Here is a 20,411-nt window from a genome sequence, read left to right on the forward strand (position 1 = left end):
ACTAGATTCATAAGGGGAAGCTAGTCATTTGATCTCAAACATAAAGGAGGCGTTCTTCGTGAATACAAAGAACCTGTTATTAAAGTTGAGGACAAGTAAAAAGCTAGCAGTAAAACTTACAAGCGCTCTAGTAATATCCAGTTCAGTAGGCACAGCAGCTTATGCTGGAACAAAAGATAACGTTACGGTTGATGTGGAAGGAAAGAAAGAGGCATTCCGTACGCATGCCGATACGGTAGGAGAATTACTTAAGGAAAAAGGAATTACAATCAATAAATATGACCATGTTACACCGAGTGCATCTGCGAAGGTGACAGATAACATGAATATTGTAGTGGAAAAAGCAGAATCATTTACGCTTGTAGTAAATGGTAAAAAAAGAGAATTAAAGTCTCCAGCTACAACAGTAAAAGAGCTTTTGAAAAATGAAGATATTGAGCTTGGCGAGCATGATAAAGTTACACCAAGCTTAGATACACCACTTAAAGAAAATGACACTGTAACAGTACGATATGCGTTTGCTCTTACATTAAACGTTGGTGGGGAAGAGAAACAACTATGGTCTGCTTCGGCTACGGTCGCTGATCTTTTAGATGAACAACAGGTAAAGCTGAATGAAACTGACAGAGTAGAGCCATCTCGTGATCAAACAATTACACCAAACATGCATATTAAGATCACTCGTGTCGAAAAGATTAGCGATGTGGTGGAAGAAGTGGTTCCGTTCGCTATAGTGAAGCAAAAGGATTCTTCATTGGCTATCGGAACCGAGAAAGTATTGCAAGAAGGCGAAGAAGGTAAAGTTCAAAAAACCTTTGAAGTTATTAAGGAAAACGGTGTAGAAGTTTCACGTACTGTCAGCAATCAGGTTACTTTAAAGGAAAGTAAAGATAAAATGATCGCAGTAGGAACCATGCAAACAGCGGCTGTTGAACCTTCTCGTGGTTCTGAAGGAGGCGTTGTTGCTGATGAGTATTATGTTGAGGCTACTGCGTATTCACCTTACTGCAGAGGTTGTCAGGGAACAAGTGCTGGTGGATATAACTATAAAGCAAATCCGCATATGAAGTTGATTGCAGTTGATCCGCGCATTATCCCGCTTGGTACGAAAGTATGGGTAGAGGGATATGGATATGCAATTGCGGGAGATACTGGAGGCGCTATTAAAGGAAGAAAAATTGACGTTCTAATGCCGACGGAAGCTCAAGCTAGTGCTTGGGGACGTAAACGAGTAAAAATTCGTATTCTAAGATAAAACAGAGGCCCTAGGGCTTCTGTTTTTTTATATGTAGGCTGTTGCTTGATGTTGATATTTAGAGTTTATTTGAGTAAAGGGAGCCAGCGTAAAGCGAACCCCCATAATGGAAATCAACAACAAACTTTAACAGAGCCAACGTTAAAAAAGAGGATTTGATTAAATAAAACATCCAGCTGTGTATTGTAGTATAATAAGGGAATGCTCAATGTATACAAAAATTTTTAAGAATAAAATGATTTTCTATAGAGGCTTGTAAAGGTGAGTGAAAGTGTGTCAAATGGATTGAGAATTAAAGAAGTTATTGTTGTTGAGGGAAAAGACGATACAGTTGCAATAAAAAGAGCTGTAAATGCAGATACAATTGAAACAAATGGTTCAGCAATTGGTGAGGATGTAATTGAAAGGATTCGTCTTGCACAGGCAACAAGGGGCGTTATTATTTTAACAGACCCTGATTACCCAGGGGAACGTATTCGTAAAATTGTGGCAGAGAAGGTCCCTGGGTGCAAACATGCTTTTTTGCCAAAAGAAGAAGCGATCGCCAAGCGGAAAAAAGGACTAGGAATCGAGCATGCGACACCTGAAGCAATTCGCCGCGCCTTACAGGATGTAAAAGAAGAGATGAAAGAATATGTAAGTGAAATTACATGGGAAGATATTGTGGATGCAGGACTGACTGGAGGAGAAAAAGCAAGTGATCGCCGTATGCGTCTAGGCAAAATCTTAAAAATTGGACATACAAATGGTAAGCAATTATTTAAGCGAATTCAAATGTTTCAGATTTCGAAAGAGGCGTTTGCAGAAGCAATGTCTCAAGTGTTACAGGAGGAAAAGAAATGAAAGATATTGCCACACCTAACCGGACAAAATTGATACTTGAAAAATACGGCTTCTCGTTTAAGAAAAGCCTTGGGCAGAACTTTTTGATTGATACAAATGTATTAAACAGAATTGTAGACTGTGCAGATCTTGATAATACGTCAGGAGCGATTGAAGTCGGTCCAGGTATAGGGGCTTTGACAGAACAACTGGCAAAGCGAGCGAATAAAGTTGTAGCGTTTGAAATTGACCAACGCCTTTTACCTATTCTTGAAGAAACACTCGCACCGTATCCACATGCTAAAGTCATTCATAGTGACATCTTAAAAGCCGATGTTAAACAGGTGATGAAGGAGGAGTTTAGAGAAGGTCAAGATGTTATGATTGTTGCGAATTTACCATACTATATCACAACACCCATTCTCTTTAAGCTACTCGAGGAAAATCTGCCAATTCGAGGCATCGTAGCCATGATGCAAAAGGAAGTAGCTGATCGGATTACGGCAGGTCCGGGTACAAAGGAGTACGGCTCATTGTCCATTGCAATTCAGTATTATACAGAAGCAGAAACAGTTCTGACTGTACCGCGTACGGTGTTCGTGCCGCAGCCAAATGTGGATTCGGCGGTCATTCGTTTAACGAAGCGCTCTAAACCATTGGTTGATGTAACAGATGAGGCTTTCTTCTTCTCTGTTATTCGTGCTAGCTTTGCGCAAAGACGCAAGACATTAATGAATAACCTAGCTAATAATTTAAGCGGTATTCCAAAAGATAAGATATGGCTAGAACAAACATTACTTGGTATTGATATTGATCCGAAGCGCCGGGGCGAAACATTAACGATTGAAGAATTCGCTCGTTTAAGCAACGCTTTGTTACAAGGTAAGGCAGCTGCAGAATAAGCAGCTGTCTTTTTTGTAACTTTTTTTTATTTCCTTCATAGGCTAGATAAAGAAATGAAAAGCGATGCGCCGAAGCTTGGAGGTAGGAAGAGATGGAGGTAAAGATTGGTGATTTAGTGGAAAGAGCGTCTCATCAGCGTGACCTTCTTTTTCGGGTAATTGAGTTACGGGAGGATCATACAAATAAAGTCGCGGTTCTGTTTGGAGAAGAATTTCGATTAGTCGCGGATGCGCCGCTTGATGATTTAATCATTGTTAGTTCACATGAATATAGAGAACGTTCTAAAGAAGGGAAAAACAAATTAGATCGCACATATCAGTTATTTCAGCAGGATTATCGTTTGGTTCAGCAGCGTAATGAGTATTACTCAACAAGTGGGTATACTGCAGATGTGAACTACTTTCAGTTACCAGGTAAGGTATTACATCTGGACGGAGATCCATTATATTTACGAAAATGCTTAGATTTATATGCCAAAATAGGAGTGCCTGTACAAGGTGTTCATTGTAAAGAAGAAGAAATGCCACAGAGAATTGCTGAACTATTAATACAATTTCAACCAGATATATTGGTGATTACCGGACATGATTCCTATACAAAAAGTAAAGGGAAAATAGGAGACCTACATGCTTATCGTAATTCTAGACACTTCGTACAGGCAGTGAAGGAAGCGAGGCAAAAGTATCCTTCTTTAGATCAACTTGTTATTTTTGCAGGAGCATGTCAATCCCATTTTGAGGCATTGATTCGGGCTGGAGCTAATTTTGCTAGCTCACCTTCAAGAATTAATATTCACGCATTGGATCCGGTGTATGTGGTTGCTAAAATCAGCTTTACATCGTTTGCTGATCGAGTAAACGTTTGGGATGTTGTACGGAATACCATTACAGGTGAGCGAGGACTTGGAGGGATTGAAACAAGGGGAATTTTACGAACCGGATTGCCATTTCAACATTACGAAGATTAACTTACTAAGGGTTTGTTTGTGTTTGCTAAAGAGTCCGTGGAGGTGAACGGACTCTTTAGGAAAAGCTCCTTCTACATGACAATATAGTTTTTCTGCACGTACTGATAATTAAGGAGCATTCTGATACATGCTCTCTTCCTAATAGAAGCTACGCTAGATTCCAATTGGCAGGCCTTAACATGAATACAAGGATTTAGCAAAACTTTTTGTACATAAAAAAGAACCAAGCTGTACACACTATAAGCGTGAATTACGGTCAAATAAGGTCACTTTCACAAATACGCAAGCAGCGAGGTGCATCACATATGACAAAACGGTTAACTGAGATTAAAGATTCTTTAGACGGCCAGCTCGGAAGACGATTAATGTTAAAAGCCAATAGTGGGAGAAGAAAAACTATCGAACGCTCCGGCTTTTTAGCCGAAACATATCCCTCTGTTTTCGTCATACAACTTGACCAGGAAGAATATGCGTTTCAGCGTGTATCTTATAGCTATGCGGATGTATTAACAGAAACAGTAGAACTAACTTTCTTAGATGAACAAGCAGATGGCACGGCTTGGAGTAGTCATTAAACCTTACATAACTTGCTAGTAGTGAAACCCTTCGTTGTTATTAATACTATGGAAGTACGAGTAGAAAAGGGACAATTTGTAGACGGTAGAAAAAAAGCTCATAACCCTTAGTTTTCGAGTGTGTATTGTCTTGCCGTTTATTATGTGGGAAAACTACGCGTACTGATATACCGCAGCATAAAAAGGAGGGTTTGCGTTGAGTAGAAGACGAGGTATCATGTCAGAAGGTTTTAAAGAAGAATTGGCAAAAGAACTCGGTTTTTATGATGTTGTACAGAAGGAAGGCTGGGGAGGCATTCGTGCCAAAGATGCCGGAAACATGGTAAAGCGAGCCATCGAGATAGCTGAAGAACGGCTTGCAAGTCAGAAGCATCAATAGTAAATATATTCTTTTCAACTGCGGTAATAAGGCTGTCAGGTTTCCCTGGCAGTCTTATTTTTATAGAGCACGAACTCTTACAAATCGCTTTAAAGTATTATGGAGCAAAGTATGATATTCTCTTTCACCATAAAAGAAATGGTTTTATTCTCGAGCATTTTTCTTAATGGAAGTTTTCGGTTATAATTAGGCTTACTGACTATGTAAGTATGATAAAATAAACGACAAAGATTGAGTATCTAGAGTAGGTGAAAAGATTGAAGTTATTAGTAAAGGCACCAGCTAAGATTAATTTATCCTTAGATGTATTGAGCAAACGAACGGATGGCTACCATGATGTGCGAATGATTATGACAACGATTGACTTGGCAGATCGTGTAGAGCTAACAGAGCTGTCAGAAGATAGGATTGAAATTGTTTCACATAACCGTTATGTTCCTGATGATCAAAGAAATTTGGCATATCAAGCTGCTAAATTAATTAAAGAACGTTACCGTGTAGATAAAGGTGTTTCGATTGCAATTGAGAAAACTATTCCTGTTGCAGCAGGTTTAGCTGGCGGAAGCAGTGATGCAGCTGCAACCTTGCGAGGGTTGAATCAGCTTTGGAAGCTGGGACTGTCTGTTGATGAACTGGCAGAGATAGGCGCGGAAATTGGATCGGATGTTTCGTTTTGTGTATATGGTGGAACAGCTATCGCGACAGGTAGAGGAGAAAGAATTGAGCATATTCCAGCGCCTCCACCTTGTTGGGTTATTTTAGCTAAACCTAAAATCGGTGTATCAACAGCGGATGTATACCGAAATTTAAAAGTAGATCGTATTCAACATCCCAATGTAGATGACATGATTCAAAGTATCCGTGAAGGAGACTATGACGGAATTTGCAGCTCTGTGGGAAATGTACTTGAGGAAGTTACGTTCCGTATGCACCCTGAGGTACAGCATATTAAGGAACAGATGAAGCGCTTTGGAGCGGATGCAGTGTTAATGAGTGGTAGCGGTCCAACTGTTTTTGGGCTTGTTCGTTATGATTCACGCATGCAGCGTATCTATAATGGGCTAAAAGGTTTTTGTGAACACGTGTATGCAGTTCGCATGCTTGGTGAGCGAGAAAAACTTGAATAAAGACGTATAATGGGGTATGATTTATTTAGAATATTCGTGATTTGAGGTGAAGGTGTGAAAATTAGACGCAGTACTCGACTGGTCGACATGACATACTACCTGCTACAAAACCCTAGACGTTTGATGTCTCTCACTTTTTTTGCTGAACGATATCAATCTGCAAAATCTTCTATAAGTGAAGATTTAGTAATTATTAAACAAACGTTCGAGCAACAAGGTGTTGGTACATTGCAAACCATTCCTGGGGCAGCTGGTGGTGTCAAATATATCCCATATATGAATGAACAAGAAGCAGATGCTTTAATTGGGGAGTTTTGTAAGCAACTATCTGATCCTACGCGTCTTCTTCCTGGAGGCTATTTATATATGGCAGATTTGCTGAGTAATCCTCACTATATCAATGGAGCTGGTCGATTGTTTGCTTCAATCTTTGCACAGCATGACATTGACGTAGTAATGACAGTGGCAACAAAAGGGATTCCTCTTGCTTATGCAGTTGCCAATTATTTAGATGTGCCCGTAGTGATTGCGCGCAAAGATAGTAAAGTAACAGAAGGCCCTACAGTAAGTATCAATTATGTATCCGGTTCATCTAAACGGATTCAAGTTATGACTCTATCTAAGAAAAGCCTGCAAGAAGGTGCTAATGTACTAATTGTTGATGATTTTATGAAAGCGGGCGGCACTGTACAAGGTATGGTAAGTATGCTTGAGGAATTTAAAGCAAATGTTGTAGGTATTGGAGTATTAGTTGAAGCTGTTGATATCGAGGAACGGCTCATTGATGATTATGTATCTCTTGTACGATTATCTTCCGTCGATATCCGTGATAAAGTGATTGAACTCGAAAGAGGAAACTATGCGCTTCCGGCGTTACAACAGGAAGAATTAGTGACAGAAGAATAAGTATACAAGCCCTTTTCCTTTTCAGGGCTTTTTTTTAGAATAAAATATCAGAAAGGTATGATAATTCATGAAAATTATTCAAACAAATGAAGCACCTCAAGCAATTGGTCCATATTCGCAAGGTATTGTTGTCAATAATGTATTTTACAGCTCCGGGCAAATTCCTCTTCAAGCAGATGGAACCTTAGTTTCTGGAGATATTACAGTACAAACACATCAAGTATTTAAAAATTTACAGGCCGTATTGAATGCCTCAGGTTCATCTTTTGAACAGGTTGTGAAAACAACAGTTTTTTTGAAGGATATGAATGACTTTGCTGCGTTTAATGATGTATACAGCAAATATTTTCATGTACATAAACCAGCGCGCTCCTGTGTAGAAGTCGCGCGTCTCCCTAAGGATGTAGCGGTTGAAATTGAAGTAATTGCACTAACAAAATAAACATAAAAAAATTTGTTTGATTAGAAGGAAAATACAAAATATTATGGAATTTATAGTGTATATCGCTTATTTAAAAAAAGGGTGGTGAACATAAGATGGAAGTTACTGACGTAAGATTACGCCGCGTAAGCACAGAAGGCCGCATGAGAGCGATTGCATCCATTACTTTGGATCATGAATTCGTTGTTCATGACATTCGCGTGATTGACGGCAACAATGGCTTATTTGTAGCGATGCCAAGCAAACGTACACCGGATGGAGAATTCCGTGACATTGCGCATCCAATCAATTCGGGTACTCGTTCTAAGATTCAAGATGCGGTGCTAGCTGAGTATCATCGCCTCGGTGAATTGGAGGAAGTAGAATTCGAAGAGGCTGGTGCTTCGTAAACCATATATTCATGAGCTGAAATAGTTCTTTAAAAACTCTTGCTGCTGGCAAGAGTTTTTTTGTGGTAAAATTTAAGAGTTTGACTACCTTCCTTGAAATGACGCGCGTTTTAATATAATATCTTTATTGGATAAATAGGTAACCATGGAGGGTTTTTATGTCGAATCGATTTGCGGTCGTTTTAGCTGCGGGACAAGGCACTCGTATGAAGTCCAAGCTATATAAAGTATTGCATCCTGTTTGTGGAAAGCCAATGGTACAGCATGTAGTGGATCATATCTCTGAACTTGGTATGCAAAAAGTTGTTACAATTGTAGGTCATGGTGCAGAAATGGTCAAACAGCAGCTTGGCGCAAGCAGCGAATATGCACTGCAAGCCGAGCAACTTGGAACAGCACACGCTGTTATGCAGGCTCAACCTTTGCTAGAAGGAGAAAAAGGTGTAACTTTAGTCATTTGCGGTGACACGCCTTTAATTACAACAGAAACAATTGCCGCATTACTTGCACATCATGAAAAGATGGATGCTAAGGCAACTGTCCTAACAGCTTACATAGATGAGCCGTTCGGATATGGACGTATTGTACGAAACGATGAAGGTCATGTAGAACGAATTGTTGAGCAAAAAGATGCAAGTGAAGAAGAATTGCGTATTTGTGAAATCAATACAGGTACGTATTGCTTTGATAATGAACTTTTATTCCAGGCACTTTCTAATGTTTCAAACGAAAATGCACAAGGGGAGTTTTACCTTCCTGATGTAGTTGAAATTTTAAAATCACAAGGTCATATTGTCACAGCATATCAAACGTCAAACTTTGAGGAAACATTAGGAGTAAATGACCGCATTGCTTTGTCACAAGCAGAACATATTATGCGTAAGCGTATTAATCGCAAGCATATGATTAACGGTGTAACTATTATTGATCCTGCTAACACATACATTTCTGCTGAAGCAGTAATTGGGAATGATACCGTATTGCATCCTGGTACAGTCATTGAAGGTAAGACGATGATTGCTTCAGATTGTCAAATTGGGCCGCATACGACAATTAAAGACAGTCAAATTGGTATGCGTACGGAAATTCGTCAATCGCATGTGAGTGATAGTGAAATTGGAAACGATGTAAATATTGGTCCATTTGCACATATTAGACCTGATTCAGTTATCGGTGATGAAGTGCGCGTCGGTAACTTCGTTGAAATTAAAAAAGCTATTTTTGGAAAAGGTAGCAAAGCATCTCATTTGAGCTATATCGGTGATGCCGAAATTGGTTCCGATGTGAACTTGGGATGTGGTTCTATTACAGTTAATTATGATGGGAAAAATAAGTTTAAAACAGTAGTAGAAGATGGTGCATTTATTGGCTGTAATTCCAATTTAATTGCCCCTGTCACAGTAGGAAAAGGTGCTTATGTGGCAGCAGGTTCTACTATTACAGACGATGTGCCAGCAAGTGCCTTATCGATTGCGCGTGCGCGTCAAGTGAATAAAGAGCAATATGTGGATAAATTGAATAGCAAGAAAAATTCTTAATGCGGAGGTCTATCCAGTGCCAACTCAATATCTTAACTCTAAATTAAAAGTATTTTCTCTGAATTCCAATCAAGGATTAGCATCTGAAATTGCAAAACATATCGGTGTCGAGCTTGGAAAATGCTCTGTTACACGTTTTAGCGATGGTGAGATTCAAATTAATATTGATGAAAGTATCCGCGGAGGAGATGTTTTCGTTATTCAATCAACAAGCAATCCTGTAAACGATAATATTATGGAATTGCTAATTATGATTGATGCATTAAAGCGTGCATCCGCAAAAACGATTAATATTGTTATTCCTTATTATGGTTACGCACGTCAAGATCGTAAAGCGCGCTCTCGTGAGCCTATTACAGCTAAACTTGTAGCGAACTTACTTGAAACAGCGGGGGCAACTCGTGTTATTACATTGGATCTACATGCACCGCAAATTCAAGGTTTCTTCGACATTCCAATTGATCATATGATGGGAGTTCCTATTCTTTCTGAGTACTTTGAAAAGAAAGAGCTACAAGATATTGTAATCGTATCACCAGATCATGGTGGCGTGACGCGTGCGCGTAAAATGGCAGATCGCTTAAAAGCACCGATTGCGATTATTGATAAGCGTCGTCCAAGACCAAATGTTTCTGAAGTTATGAATATTGTTGGTAATATTGAAGGCAAGACAGCGATTTTGATTGATGATATTATTGATACAGCAGGTACAATTACGCTAGCAGCGAACGCTCTTGTTGAAAATGGCGCGCGTGAAGTATATGCTTGCTGTACGCATCCAGTTCTGTCTGGACCTGCTATTGAACGTATTCAAAACTCTAAGATTAAAGAGTTGGTTGTTACAAACTCCATTGCATTGCCTGAAGAAAAGAAAATTGATAAAATTAAAGAACTTTCAGTTGCAAACTTGATTGGAGAAGCAATCATCCGCATTTATGAAGAACAATCTGTAAGCACGTTGTTTGATTGATAGAATAAAGACGTAACCAAACTTGGTTACGTCTTTTCGTACATACTATACTAAGTGTCTAAATAAAGTTTCTTTACTTGTATTCATATTGTAAGGAGTTGCATGATGGTGAAATTAATTGTAGGTCTTGGTAATCCGGGAAGAGAATATGAAGCGACGCGTCATAATATTGGATTTATTGTTATTGATGAATTATCCGACAGATGGAACATTCCGTTGAACCAACAAAAGTTTAAAGGTGTATACGGAACCGGTGTTGTAAATGGAGAAAAGGTTATTTTATTAAAGCCGCTAACGTACATGAACCTCTCAGGAGAGAGCATTCGCCCGTTAATGGATTATTATAAGATCGACATCGAAGACTTTGTTGTATTATACGATGATTTAGATTTACCAGTAGGAAAGCTGCGTCTTCGTATGAAAGGAAGTGCAGGTGGCCACAATGGCATAAAATCGACGATTGCTCATTTGGGAACACAAGAATTTAATCGTATTCGCATCGGTATTGATCGTCCAAAAAATGGAATGAAGGTGCCCGATTATGTGCTGGGACGATTTACAGCTGAGGAAGGTCCCGATATGCGTCATGCTGTACAAAAAAGCGCAGATGCATGTGAAGCGTGGTTACGTACACCTTTTTTACAAGTTATGAATACGTTTAATTAGGTAATTGTTGTATAATACACTCATATACGAATAAAACTTGTCTCTATCATCCATACTGGTAATAATTGCGAAGCTTCAGGAGGAATTAATGAACACGCATTATTATTGCCGTCATTGTGGAAGTCATGTAGGAACTATTGGATATAGGACAGAGTCGTTATTAGGTGATTTATCACCAACAGAAAAGTTGGATACGTTGCATTATGATGAGTACGGAAATATGTATGTAAAAGCGATATGCGAGCACTGTCAAGAAACGTTAGATAGCTATCCGCACTATCATGAGTACGAGTCATTTATTCAGTAAGCTTTGGTTTAGCCAAAGCGTTTTTCTGTTATATTTTTATCTTTGTCCGTATAAGATAGGGCGGATATATAAACTGATTTGTCCTTTGGTTGAGAGGAGTTTGAAAAATGCTAGGTTTATTAGAGCGTTTTTATGATAGTAAAGAAATAGCAACAATTATTAGTGGGGTAGAGAAAGGCCTGAAAGAGCAACTTATTTCAGGTATGTCCAATTCTGCTCGTACCTTGCTGATGGCAGCTTTGTATAAACAGACGAAGAAGTCTCAACTCATAGTCACCCATAATTTGTTTCAGGCCCAAAAGGTACATGATGATCTTCTAGCCTTGTTAGGAGAGCGGGACGTGCTTTTATATCCTGTAAACGAGCTAATTGCTTCGGAAATTGGTGTCGCAAGTCCTGAACTACAGGCGCAACGAATTGAAGTGATGAATCGGCTGCTACGTGACGAGCCGGTTATTATTGTAGCGCCGGTAGCTGGCTTACGTCGCTATCTTCCTGCAAAGAGAGTTTGGGAAGCTTATCAAAAACAGATTCATGTAGGCAATGATTTAGAGTTGGAAGATTTAGCAAGGTCTTTGGTAGAAATGGGATATGAACGCAAATCTATGGTGGAAGCGCCTGGAGATTTTAGTGTGCGCGGCGGAATATTAGATGTATACCCTCTAACAGAGGAACTGCCGGTACGAATAGAATTTTTCGATACAGAAGTCGACTCCATTCGCTCATTCAGTATTGAAGATCAACGTTCGCAAGAAAAAAAACTATCCATCTCTTTTGGGCCTGCTTCCGAGTTTGTTTTTACAAAGGAGCAGAGAGAGCATGGAACAAAGCGCTTAGAAGAAAGTTTGGCACAAGCATTGGCAGATACGAAAGACATAAGATTAAAAGAACAAATCGCGGACAATGTGGGACGTGAGCTGGAATATTTAAAAAATGGCCAATCTATTGAGCAAATATTTAAATATTTATCTCTCTATTATGAGCAACCTTATAGTTTAGTAGACTATCTTCCTAAAGATGGTATCGTTATTTTAGACGAGGTATCAAGGATTCAAGAGACCGCTGAGCATCTTGAAAAAGAAGAGGGAGAATGGTATATATCTTTACTTGAAGAAGGTACAGTAGTGCGAGGGTTGTCGTTCTCTCATGATTTCTTTAAGGAGTTGCAGCAAAAAAAGCGAAGTTATCTATATTTAAACTTATTTTTAAGGCATATTCCACATACAAGTCCCCAAAATATTGTCAATATGACTTGTAAAACAATGCAAGATTTTCATGGGCAAATGCAACTTTTTAAAACGGAGCTAGAACGTTGGCAAAAAGGCCGTTATACAGTTGTTTTGCTTGCAGCAGATGAAGAGCGGATAAAAAAACAATTACAAATTCTACAGGACTACGGCTTAGAAGCCGATGTGGGATCTGTGAATATAGCAAGTGATCGTATTCAAATTATACAAGGAGCGTTGCATGCGGGATTTGAATTGCCAATGCAAAAGCTCGCTGTTATTACAGAAAAAGAATTGTTCAATAAAAAGGTGAGAAAGCCGCAGCGTAGGCAAAAACTTTCTAATGCGGAGAGAATTAAAAGCTATTCAGAATTAAAACCAGGTGATTATGTTGTTCATGTCAATCACGGCATCGGAAAGTTTTATGGTATTGAGACATTAGAAATTAACGGTGTTCATAAAGACTATTTGCATATTAAATATCAGGGTAATGATAAGCTGTATGTACCTGTTGAACAGATTGATCAAGTTCAAAAATATGTTGGGTCTGAAGGGAAAGAGCCTAAAATATACAAGCTAGGTGGAACGGACTGGAAGCGTGTTAAAACAAAGGTTGAAAAGTCAGTTCAAAATATTGCTGATGATTTAATCAAATTATACGCAGAACGCGAAGCTTCTAAGGGATATGCGTTTACTCCGGACACAGCAGAGCAAAGGGAATTTGAAACCTCGTTTCCTTACCAAGAGACAGAGGATCAATTGCGCTCTATTACTGAAATTAAAAAGGATATGGAACGGGAGCGACCAATGGATCGTTTGCTCTGCGGTGATGTAGGTTATGGCAAGACGGAGGTTGCTATTCGTGCTGCTTTTAAAGCTGTAATGGATGGGAAACAGGTTGCCATTTTAGTACCTACAACTATTTTGGCACAGCAACATTACGAAACGATTCGTGAGCGCTTTCAAGATTATCCGATTCAAATTGGCTTGCTCAGTCGTTTCCGTACAAGGAAACAGCAGAACGAGACAACAAAAGGCTTAAAAGACGGGACAATTGATGTTGTAATTGGTACGCATCGAGTTTTATCTAAGGATATTGTGTTTAAAGATCTGGGTTTGCTTATTATTGATGAAGAGCAGCGCTTTGGTGTAACGCATAAAGAAAAAATTAAGCAAATGAAAGCCAATATTGATGTATTAACACTAACTGCTACACCGATTCCACGTACCTTGCATATGTCTATGCTGGGCGTTCGGGATTTATCGGTTATTGAAACGCCGCCTGAAAATCGTTTTCCAGTACAAACGTATGTTGTTGAATATAATGCTGGTCTAGTCCGAGAGGCGATTGAACGAGAACTAGCAAGAGAAGGACAGGTTTACTTTTTATATAATCGTGTAGAGGATATTGAGAGAAAAGCTGAAGAGATTTCCATGCTAATTCCAGATGCGCGTGTTACTTATGCACATGGAAAGATGAATGAGAGTGAATTAGAGTCTGTTATGCTTGCGTTCTTGGATGGGCAATATGATGTCTTGGTAAGTACAACAATTATTGAAACAGGTGTAGATATTCCAAATGTAAATACATTAATTGTACACGATGCCGATCGAATGGGATTGTCACAGCTATATCAGCTTCGTGGTCGTGTTGGTCGCTCCAACCGAGTTGCTTATGCATACTTTACCTATAAAAAAGATAAGGTGCTTTCTGAGGTCGCAGAACGCAGATTACAAGCTATCAAGGAATTCACGGAGCTTGGTTCGGGCTTCAAAATTGCTATGCGTGATTTATCGATTCGAGGCGCTGGTAATTTACTTGGTGCTGAACAGCACGGCTTTATTGATTCAGTAGGTTTTGATTTATATTCACAAATGCTGAAAGAAGCAATTGAAACTCGTAGAGGCACAACAGGTGCTGAAGCACACTTTGAGGTAGAAATGGACCTAGAGGTAGATGCATATTTGCCAGATAGCTATATCTCAGATAGTAAGCAAAAAATAATTATGTATAAGCATTTCCGAAGTGTATCTTCCGTTGAGGATATTGAGGAGCTCCAGGAAGAGATAACAGACAGGTTCGGTGACTATCCGCAAGAAGTGGGCTATTTATTACAAATTTCTATGTTAAAGGTTTTGGCAGTGAAAGAGAAAATTGAAAGCATTAAGCAAAGCAAGCAAGAGGTAACCTTCCTATTTTCTGAATCAGCTAGCCGTAATTTAGATGGAGGAAAATTATTTATGCTAACAAACTCCATTAGTAGGTCTATGCGCTTAGGTATGGAAGGAGCCAAACTAAAAATTGTGATGGATGTTAAAGGAATAGAGCCTTCTAAATGGCTTTCTCAAATTGAAACGCTTATAAGAGGATTAGATGATGCAAAAAAAGAAGCAATAAATGCCTAACTTAACAAGAAAATCAAATCGGCGTGCATAGAACGTCTAATGTGAACAATACTATGCTTAACAGTTGGTGGTTTTGACAATATAAGGAGAAGAAACCACTACTTTTACCATCTGTAGAAAGCGAGGCAGCATTAGAATGAAAGCAACTGGAATAGTACGTCGAATTGATGATTTAGGCAGAGTCGTTATTCCAAAAGAAATTCGCAGAACGCTCCGCATCCGCGAAGGAGATCCTTTGGAAATTTTTGTGGATCGAGATGGAGAGGTTATCTTAAAGAAGTATTCACCAATTAGCGAACTTAGTGATTTTGCAAAAGAGTACGCCGATGCGCTTTACGATAGCTTGGGTCATAATGTTTTAATATGCGATCGCGACCAGATCATTGCTGTAGCGGGCGTTTCAAAAAAGGAATTTCTAAATAAAAATATTGGCGAATTAATTGAGAAGGCAATGGAAGAGCGTAACTCTGTTGTCATGATGGATGCAAGTGAGATCTCTATTATTGATGGACTAAAGGAGCAAGTTGCCTCTTACACAATTGGTCCAATTATTGCAAACGGCGATCCTATCGGAGCTGTTATCATCTTCTCTAAAGAGAAAATTATAGGTGAGCCGGAACATAAAGCTGTTGATACGGCGGCAAGCTTCTTGGCGAAGCAAATGGAACAGTAAAAAGGTAGCTTTCAGCTACCTTTTTTTTGTTATAATATGGGACGAATGCTATACAGCTATCAGAATTACAGAAATGGAGTTATCTCATGGAAACAAAGAAATATGCATCGTTTTGGCAGGGTGCAATCATACTTACGCTTGCTGGCATCATTGTGAAAATATTGAGCGCTTTTTATCGTATTCCTTACCAAAACATTGCTGGAGACGTAGGATTTTATATCTATCAGCAAGTATACCCTTTTTACGGCGTATGCTTAATTTTAGGTACGTATGGATTTCCGGTCGTTATTTCAAAGTTAGTTGCCTCGCGTATAGAAAGTGGTGACACCACAAAGGCCAAAGAAATCATATATATTTCATTTTTAGCCTTAATGTGTATAGGAATCCTATTATTTTGCACATTCTTTTTTGGTGCTGAAATCATTGCGGGATATATGGGAGATTCATCATTGCAAATCTTGTTGCAGGTTATCGCCTTTTCGTTTCTGTTAATGCCATTTTTGTCCGTGATGCGTGGATATTTGCAAGGAATTGGTGATATGAAGCCTACTGCTGTATCACAAGTAGCGGAACAAGCGCTAAGAGTTGCGATTATTGTAGGGCTATCACTTTACTTGGTTGCACAGGGATCTAACGGATATATAGTAGGTGGAGGTGCTATGTTCGGATCAGTTGCTGGCAGTATACTTGGAATTATTATTTTAGCTTATTATCTGTATCAACGAAAAGCAGGTATATATAAAGCTTCGTGGTCCGCTATAAGCAATAAAGGGATGATTATAAAACTGGTTGTACTACAAGGTATATTGATATGTATTAGTAATGTAACTTTAGTTCTTATTCAAATGGTCGATTCTGTAACCTTTTATGAATTGCTTTTACAAACAGGAGAAGCTTCAGAGAGGTCGAAGGTTATAAAGGCTGTATATGATCGGGGTTTTCCGCTTATCCAGCTAGGTACTGTAGTAGCTACCTCTTTCGTGTTACCGCTTATCCCGATGATTTCTGCTGCCCGGACAAAAGGTGATTATCATGCTGTTAAGCATTATATGCAATTGGCAATGAAGCTAACCTTAGTCGTTTCATTGGCAGCTACGGGCGGTCTCATTTGCATTATTGAACAAACGAATATTATGCTATTTACGGATAATCAAGGTTCTTTTACTTTAGGTGTTTTAGTTGTGTCTATTCTATTCGGTTCATTTGGAATTGTAGCATCAGCGGTGTTACAAGGAATAGGGAATACCGTTTTACCGGCCTTTTTTGCGGTTGTTGGCATTGTTGTTAAGTATGTGGGTAATATGTTGCTGATGCCGGAGTTAGGGGATGTGGGTGCTGCGTGGGCTACGGTTTTGTCTTTAGGCTGCATCAGTATTTTTAACGTTATGTATTTAAAGCATAAAATGAACACTTCTTTAGTTGGATGGAAGAACGCAAGCAAGGTTGTTTTCGCTTGCCTTGTGATGATACTTTTTTTGAAGATATACGTATATGGAGTAGATACAATAGCTGAACATACAAGTCGCTCTTTAATATCTGTAGAGGCTTTAAGTGCAGTTTGTATAGGAGGCATGTTATATTTAATTTTAATTATCCGATGGGGCGTATTTACAATTGATGAGATCGGTACAGTCTGGAAAGGGAAAAAACTACCTTTTTTCTTACGTTCTCAACGCTTATAAAATGGAAAGAGAGGAATAATCAATTGGGACATAAAATTACAGTTATTGGACTAGGTGCAGGTGAGCTTGAGCAATTAACACTTGGTGTCTATAAAATGCTTATCAATACACCGCATGTCTATTTGCGTACAAAAGAACATCCAGTTATTGAACAGCTTGAACGTGAAGGATTACAGTATACTTCTTTTGATCATATTTATGAAAACCATGATCAATTCGAGCAAGTGTATGAAGAAATTGTCAAAGTACTACTAGATAAAGCTTTGAAAGAGGATATCGTTTATGCTGTACCTGGACATCCATTAGTTGCCGAGCGTACCGTACAACTGCTGTTGCAACAGAATATTGTCGAAGTTGAAATTGCAGGTGGACAAAGTTTTTTAGATCCTTTATTTGCAAGTGTGAGGATAGATCCGATAGAAGGATTTCAATTAGTTGATGCTACCTCTTTTGTTTTAGATGAGATTGAATTACGACATCATCTAATTTTTGGTCAGGTATATGATTCTTTCATCGCTTCCGAGGTGAAGCTATCGTTAATGGAAGTATTGCCTGATGACTATGAAGTATATATTGTCACAGCTGCAGGCACTTCGTTTGAAAGTGTAAAAAAAGTACAATTATATGAACTTGATCGTCAAACAGAATTAAACAATCTGACCAGTGTGTATGTGCCACCGGTTCAAGATAAGGAAGTGTTATATGGACAATTCCATGCACTGCGGCAAATAATTCGCGAGTTACGCGGTCCCAACGGTTGTCCGTGGGATAAAGAGCAAACGCATCAATCTCTAAAAAAATATTTAATTGAAGAAGCATATGAGCTGTTAGAAGCAATTGATGAAGAAGACGATGATCACATCATTGAAGAACTGGGAGATGTTCTTTTGCAGGTAATGCTTCATGCACAAATCGGAGAAGATGAAGGATGGTTCTCTATTGATGATGTTATTCGTTCTATTTCAGCCAAGATGGTGCGTCGCCATCCTCATGTGTTCCAAAATGTGCAAGTGTCTGGTGCTGAAGAGGTAGTAGCGAATTGGGAGGAAATTAAAAAGCAGGAAAAGGTCGATAAACCGAAATCTGTTTTATCTGATATCCCTAAGAGCTTACCACAGCTTTTACAGGCATATGAGATTCAAAAGCAGGCGGCGAAAGTCGGATTTGATTGGAAAGAAGTAGAGCCCATGATGGAGAAGGTTCGCGAAGAATGGGAAGAGTTTTGCCAGGAAGCACGTAATATGAACCAACAAGAAATGTTACAAGAGTTTGGAGATATTTTGTTTGCGCTTGTAAATGTTGCACGTTTTTATAAGTTGAATCCTGAAGAAGCGGTTCATGCGACCAATCGTAAATTTATGAAACGATTTACTTATATTGAAACGCATGTTGCCCAAACAGGAAAAGCATGGGAAGAGTTTACTTTAGAAGAGCTGGACCATATCTGGGAAGAAGCGAAGAAAGAGGAAAGTCATTAGGAGGGAAATGTTATGAGATTAGATAAGTTTCTTAAAGTTTCACGTTTAATCAAAAGAAGAACATTAGCTAAGGAAGTGGCGGATCAAGGTCGAATTTCTATTAATGGTCAGCAAGCCAAGGCAAGCTCGGTTGTTAAGGTAGGAGATGAGCTAACAGTTCGATTCGGTCAGAAAATTGTCACGGTAAAAATCAACGAGATTAAAGAAACGACCAAAAAAGAAAACGCTGTTGATATGTACTCAATCGTAAAAGAAGAAAAAGTAGAAACACAGGGCTTGTTCTAAATAAAAACGTCTCTTCATACATTGATAGCAGTATAAATTATGGGGGGATTGACATGAACGGGTATCAAACGAACTCTCAAAATACAGCAGCTTCTGTAGAGCATGATGTAGTGATGCGGGGAAGGCGGCTTTTGGAGATTACCGGTGTTAAACAAGTTGAAAGCTTTGATAGTGAAGAGTTTTTGCTTGAAACTGTTATGGGGTTTTTAACGATCCGAGGTCAGAATCTGCAAATGAAGAATCTGGATGTGGAAAAGGGTGTTGTGTCCATCAAAGGAAAAGTTTTCGAAATGATGTATATTGATGAACACCATTCGGAGAAGGCTAAAGGGTTCTTTAGCAAGTTATTTAAATGAGCTTAACAGTACAGTTTTATACCATGCTCTCTATGATTGGAATGGGAGCTTGGACGGGTGCAGCATTAGATACCTATCAGCGTTTTCTAAAGCGTTCTAAGCGAAAGCGATGGTTCGTTTTTATCAGTGACTTATTGTTTTGGACTGTCCAAGCTCTGCTTGTTTTTTACGTGCTGCTGCTCTCTAATGAGGCGGAGTTGCGAATCTATGTGTTTGTAGCACTTCTATGTGGATTTGCTGCGTATCAAAGCATGTTCAAGCGTATGTATACGTCTCTGTTGGAAATGATAATACGTTTTGTTATTCGTACCTATCATCTTCTGGCTACCGTCGTGAAAGTTGTCATTATTCGTCCAGTGTTGATATTGCTGCAGTTGTTGCTAACGATTTCTATATTCCTATTGCAGCTACTACAAAAAATAGCGCAGTTGTTATACAAGCTTACTATGAAAATTTTATTGTTGGCATGGAAGATAATCTCTATTCCAATTGCATTTATACTACGACTTCTATGGAAAGTGCTTCCTAATCGTGTTAAAATTTTTATTAGACACTGTGCAGGATTTTTACGTAGATTCGAGAAGATGAAGGTAAAGATACTTGGGTGGTGGAAATATATTAAAAACAGGTTAGGGGGACCTCGTGAATGAGGGAACTGAAAAATCATTTGGAACAAAGCTCAAATCAAACTTTCTCGCATACAATAACAACAGGTAATAAAAGTAAAAAACGCTTAGTGCGACGTTTGTCTTTGTTTTTTGCCTTTGCGTTTGTTGTAGTCGTTAGTGTTAGTTTCAGCTTGCATAAACAATCTGTTGCTGTAGAAGCGCAGAAAAAGGAAATTCGGAGTTTAAGTACAAAGCTAAAAACACTGCAGACAGAAGAGAAAAAGTTGCATAATGAGATAAAAAAACTGAATGATGATGACTATATTGCTAACATCGCCAGAAGAGACTACTTTTTCTCTAAACCAGGAGAGGTAATTATTCCTATTTCTAAGTAGTCAGGTTTTGTTGACACTGTATTTTAGGATTATATATAATGTAGTAAAATCGACCT

The 20,411-nt window shown here is 38.9% G+C and carries 22 protein-coding genes; all 22 read left to right on the forward strand.

Features of this window, described 5'->3' with window-relative positions; translation table 11 throughout:
* Positions 1 to 58 precede the first annotated feature (58 nt).
* The 22 genes from MUG87_RS12790 to MUG87_RS12895 all read left to right on the forward strand — a co-directional run bounded on the left by MUG87_RS12790 (position 59) and on the right by MUG87_RS12895 (position 20,355).
* On the forward strand, positions 59 to 1,255 hold the full coding sequence (locus MUG87_RS12790; RefSeq protein ID WP_247082672.1) for a G5 and 3D domain-containing protein: 1,197 nt from the start codon (positions 59 to 61) through the stop codon (positions 1,253 to 1,255).
* A gap of 285 nt (positions 1,256 to 1,540) precedes the next feature.
* A complete protein-coding gene (rnmV, locus tag MUG87_RS12795; RefSeq protein WP_247087690.1) occupies positions 1,541 to 2,098 on the forward strand; it encodes a ribonuclease M5 in 558 nt (185 codons plus the stop codon).
* Positions 2,095 to 2,979 (forward strand): 16S rRNA (adenine(1518)-N(6)/adenine(1519)-N(6))-dimethyltransferase RsmA, encoded by an 885-nt coding sequence (gene rsmA / locus MUG87_RS12800; protein ID WP_247082675.1) that lies wholly within the window; start codon positions 2,095 to 2,097, stop codon positions 2,977 to 2,979. The genes rnmV and rsmA overlap by 4 nt, the downstream gene beginning before the upstream one ends.
* A gap of 92 nt (positions 2,980 to 3,071) precedes the next feature.
* A complete protein-coding gene (yabG, locus tag MUG87_RS12805) occupies positions 3,072 to 3,947 on the forward strand; it encodes a sporulation peptidase YabG (RefSeq protein WP_247082677.1) in 876 nt (291 codons plus the stop codon).
* A 305-nt stretch (positions 3,948 to 4,252) separates the two neighbouring features.
* Entirely contained in the window at positions 4,253 to 4,522 is a 270-nt protein-coding gene (gene veg / locus MUG87_RS12810; RefSeq protein WP_124565605.1) for a biofilm formation stimulator Veg, read from the forward strand.
* 196 nt (positions 4,523 to 4,718) lie between these two features.
* The gene (locus MUG87_RS12815) at positions 4,719 to 4,901 is read left to right on the forward strand and encodes a small, acid-soluble spore protein, alpha/beta type (RefSeq protein ID WP_124565606.1); all 183 of its coding nucleotides are present in this window, start codon (positions 4,719 to 4,721) and stop codon (positions 4,899 to 4,901) included.
* 257 nt (positions 4,902 to 5,158) lie between these two features.
* The gene (gene ispE, locus MUG87_RS12820; protein WP_247082679.1) at positions 5,159 to 6,028 is read left to right on the forward strand and encodes a 4-(cytidine 5'-diphospho)-2-C-methyl-D-erythritol kinase; all 870 of its coding nucleotides are present in this window, start codon (positions 5,159 to 5,161) and stop codon (positions 6,026 to 6,028) included.
* A gap of 54 nt (positions 6,029 to 6,082) precedes the next feature.
* A complete protein-coding gene (gene purR / locus MUG87_RS12825) occupies positions 6,083 to 6,934 on the forward strand; it encodes a pur operon repressor (protein WP_247082681.1) in 852 nt (283 codons plus the stop codon).
* Between the two features lie 67 nt (positions 6,935 to 7,001).
* Complete coding sequence (locus MUG87_RS12830) at positions 7,002 to 7,376, forward strand: RidA family protein (RefSeq protein WP_247082684.1); 375 nt, start codon at positions 7,002 to 7,004, stop codon at positions 7,374 to 7,376.
* 95 nt (positions 7,377 to 7,471) lie between these two features.
* On the forward strand, positions 7,472 to 7,765 hold the full coding sequence (spoVG, locus tag MUG87_RS12835; RefSeq protein WP_124565610.1) for a septation regulator SpoVG: 294 nt from the start codon (positions 7,472 to 7,474) through the stop codon (positions 7,763 to 7,765).
* 158 nt (positions 7,766 to 7,923) lie between these two features.
* Positions 7,924 to 9,303 (forward strand): bifunctional UDP-N-acetylglucosamine diphosphorylase/glucosamine-1-phosphate N-acetyltransferase GlmU, encoded by a 1,380-nt coding sequence (gene glmU / locus MUG87_RS12840; RefSeq protein WP_247082686.1) that lies wholly within the window; start codon positions 7,924 to 7,926, stop codon positions 9,301 to 9,303.
* Positions 9,304 to 9,319: 16 nt separating this feature from the next.
* Entirely contained in the window at positions 9,320 to 10,273 is a 954-nt protein-coding gene (locus MUG87_RS12845; protein WP_247082688.1) for a ribose-phosphate diphosphokinase, read from the forward strand.
* Between the two features lie 108 nt (positions 10,274 to 10,381).
* Positions 10,382 to 10,939 carry an aminoacyl-tRNA hydrolase gene (pth, locus tag MUG87_RS12850; protein WP_281503703.1) on the forward strand — a complete coding sequence of 186 codons (558 nt, stop codon included), beginning with the start codon at positions 10,382 to 10,384 and terminating at the stop codon, positions 10,937 to 10,939.
* Between the two features lie 88 nt (positions 10,940 to 11,027).
* Positions 11,028 to 11,246 carry an anti-sigma-F factor Fin gene (locus MUG87_RS12855; protein ID WP_247082692.1) on the forward strand — a complete coding sequence of 73 codons (219 nt, stop codon included), beginning with the start codon at positions 11,028 to 11,030 and terminating at the stop codon, positions 11,244 to 11,246.
* 107 nt (positions 11,247 to 11,353) lie between these two features.
* Positions 11,354 to 14,878: a transcription-repair coupling factor gene (mfd, locus tag MUG87_RS12860; protein ID WP_247082694.1), complete on the forward strand. Its 3,525-nt coding sequence runs from the start codon at positions 11,354 to 11,356 to the stop codon at positions 14,876 to 14,878.
* 136 nt (positions 14,879 to 15,014) lie between these two features.
* Positions 15,015 to 15,551 (forward strand): stage V sporulation protein T, encoded by a 537-nt coding sequence (gene spoVT / locus MUG87_RS12865; protein WP_247082696.1) that lies wholly within the window; start codon positions 15,015 to 15,017, stop codon positions 15,549 to 15,551.
* 86 nt (positions 15,552 to 15,637) lie between these two features.
* Complete coding sequence (locus tag MUG87_RS12870) at positions 15,638 to 17,233, forward strand: putative polysaccharide biosynthesis protein (RefSeq protein WP_247082698.1); 1,596 nt, start codon at positions 15,638 to 15,640, stop codon at positions 17,231 to 17,233.
* Between the two features lie 23 nt (positions 17,234 to 17,256).
* Positions 17,257 to 18,711: a bifunctional methyltransferase/pyrophosphohydrolase YabN gene (mazG, locus tag MUG87_RS12875; protein ID WP_247082700.1), complete on the forward strand. Its 1,455-nt coding sequence runs from the start codon at positions 17,257 to 17,259 to the stop codon at positions 18,709 to 18,711.
* A 12-nt stretch (positions 18,712 to 18,723) separates the two neighbouring features.
* Positions 18,724 to 18,996 carry an RNA-binding S4 domain-containing protein gene (locus tag MUG87_RS12880; protein WP_247082702.1) on the forward strand — a complete coding sequence of 91 codons (273 nt, stop codon included), beginning with the start codon at positions 18,724 to 18,726 and terminating at the stop codon, positions 18,994 to 18,996.
* A 53-nt stretch (positions 18,997 to 19,049) separates the two neighbouring features.
* Positions 19,050 to 19,352 (forward strand): sporulation protein YabP, encoded by a 303-nt coding sequence (gene yabP, locus MUG87_RS12885; RefSeq protein ID WP_124565619.1) that lies wholly within the window; start codon positions 19,050 to 19,052, stop codon positions 19,350 to 19,352.
* The gene (gene yabQ, locus MUG87_RS12890) at positions 19,349 to 20,002 is read left to right on the forward strand and encodes a spore cortex biosynthesis protein YabQ (protein ID WP_247082704.1); all 654 of its coding nucleotides are present in this window, start codon (positions 19,349 to 19,351) and stop codon (positions 20,000 to 20,002) included. Before yabP ends, yabQ begins: the two co-directional genes overlap by 4 nt.
* Positions 19,999 to 20,355, forward strand: a complete 357-nt coding sequence (locus MUG87_RS12895) for an FtsB family cell division protein (protein ID WP_247082706.1) — start codon at positions 19,999 to 20,001, stop codon at positions 20,353 to 20,355. Before yabQ ends, MUG87_RS12895 begins: the two co-directional genes overlap by 4 nt.
* The last annotated feature ends 56 nt before the right edge of the window (positions 20,356 to 20,411 follow it).

The sequence above is a fragment of the Ectobacillus sp. JY-23 genome (genome assembly GCF_023022965.1).
Lineage (GTDB): Bacteria > Bacillota > Bacilli > Bacillales > Bacillaceae_G > Ectobacillus.

Bases quoted from the DNA above. Each gene is read 5' to 3' on its own strand.
- MUG87_RS12880 (WP_247082702.1), top strand. From the start codon at position 18,724: ATGAGATTAGATAAGTTTCTTAAAGTTTCACGTTTAATCAAAAGAAGA.
- yabQ (WP_247082704.1), top strand. From the start codon at position 19,349: ATGAGCTTAACAGTACAGTTTTATACCATGCTCTCTATGATTGGAATG.
- spoVG (WP_124565610.1), top strand. From the start codon at position 7,472: ATGGAAGTTACTGACGTAAGATTACGCCGCGTAAGCACAGAAGGCCGC.
- yabP (WP_124565619.1), top strand. From the start codon at position 19,050: ATGAACGGGTATCAAACGAACTCTCAAAATACAGCAGCTTCTGTAGAG.
- veg (WP_124565605.1), top strand. From the start codon at position 4,253: ATGACAAAACGGTTAACTGAGATTAAAGATTCTTTAGACGGCCAGCTC.
- mfd (WP_247082694.1), top strand. From the start codon at position 11,354: ATGCTAGGTTTATTAGAGCGTTTTTATGATAGTAAAGAAATAGCAACA.
- MUG87_RS12870 (WP_247082698.1), top strand. From the start codon at position 15,638: ATGGAAACAAAGAAATATGCATCGTTTTGGCAGGGTGCAATCATACTT.
- spoVT (WP_247082696.1), top strand. From the start codon at position 15,015: ATGAAAGCAACTGGAATAGTACGTCGAATTGATGATTTAGGCAGAGTC.
- MUG87_RS12830 (WP_247082684.1), top strand. From the start codon at position 7,002: ATGAAAATTATTCAAACAAATGAAGCACCTCAAGCAATTGGTCCATAT.
- yabG (WP_247082677.1), top strand. From the start codon at position 3,072: ATGGAGGTAAAGATTGGTGATTTAGTGGAAAGAGCGTCTCATCAGCGT.
- MUG87_RS12855 (WP_247082692.1), top strand. From the start codon at position 11,028: ATGAACACGCATTATTATTGCCGTCATTGTGGAAGTCATGTAGGAACT.
- glmU (WP_247082686.1), top strand. From the start codon at position 7,924: ATGTCGAATCGATTTGCGGTCGTTTTAGCTGCGGGACAAGGCACTCGT.
- rsmA (WP_247082675.1), top strand. From the start codon at position 2,095: ATGAAAGATATTGCCACACCTAACCGGACAAAATTGATACTTGAAAAA.
- MUG87_RS12895 (WP_247082706.1), top strand. From the start codon at position 19,999: ATGAGGGAACTGAAAAATCATTTGGAACAAAGCTCAAATCAAACTTTC.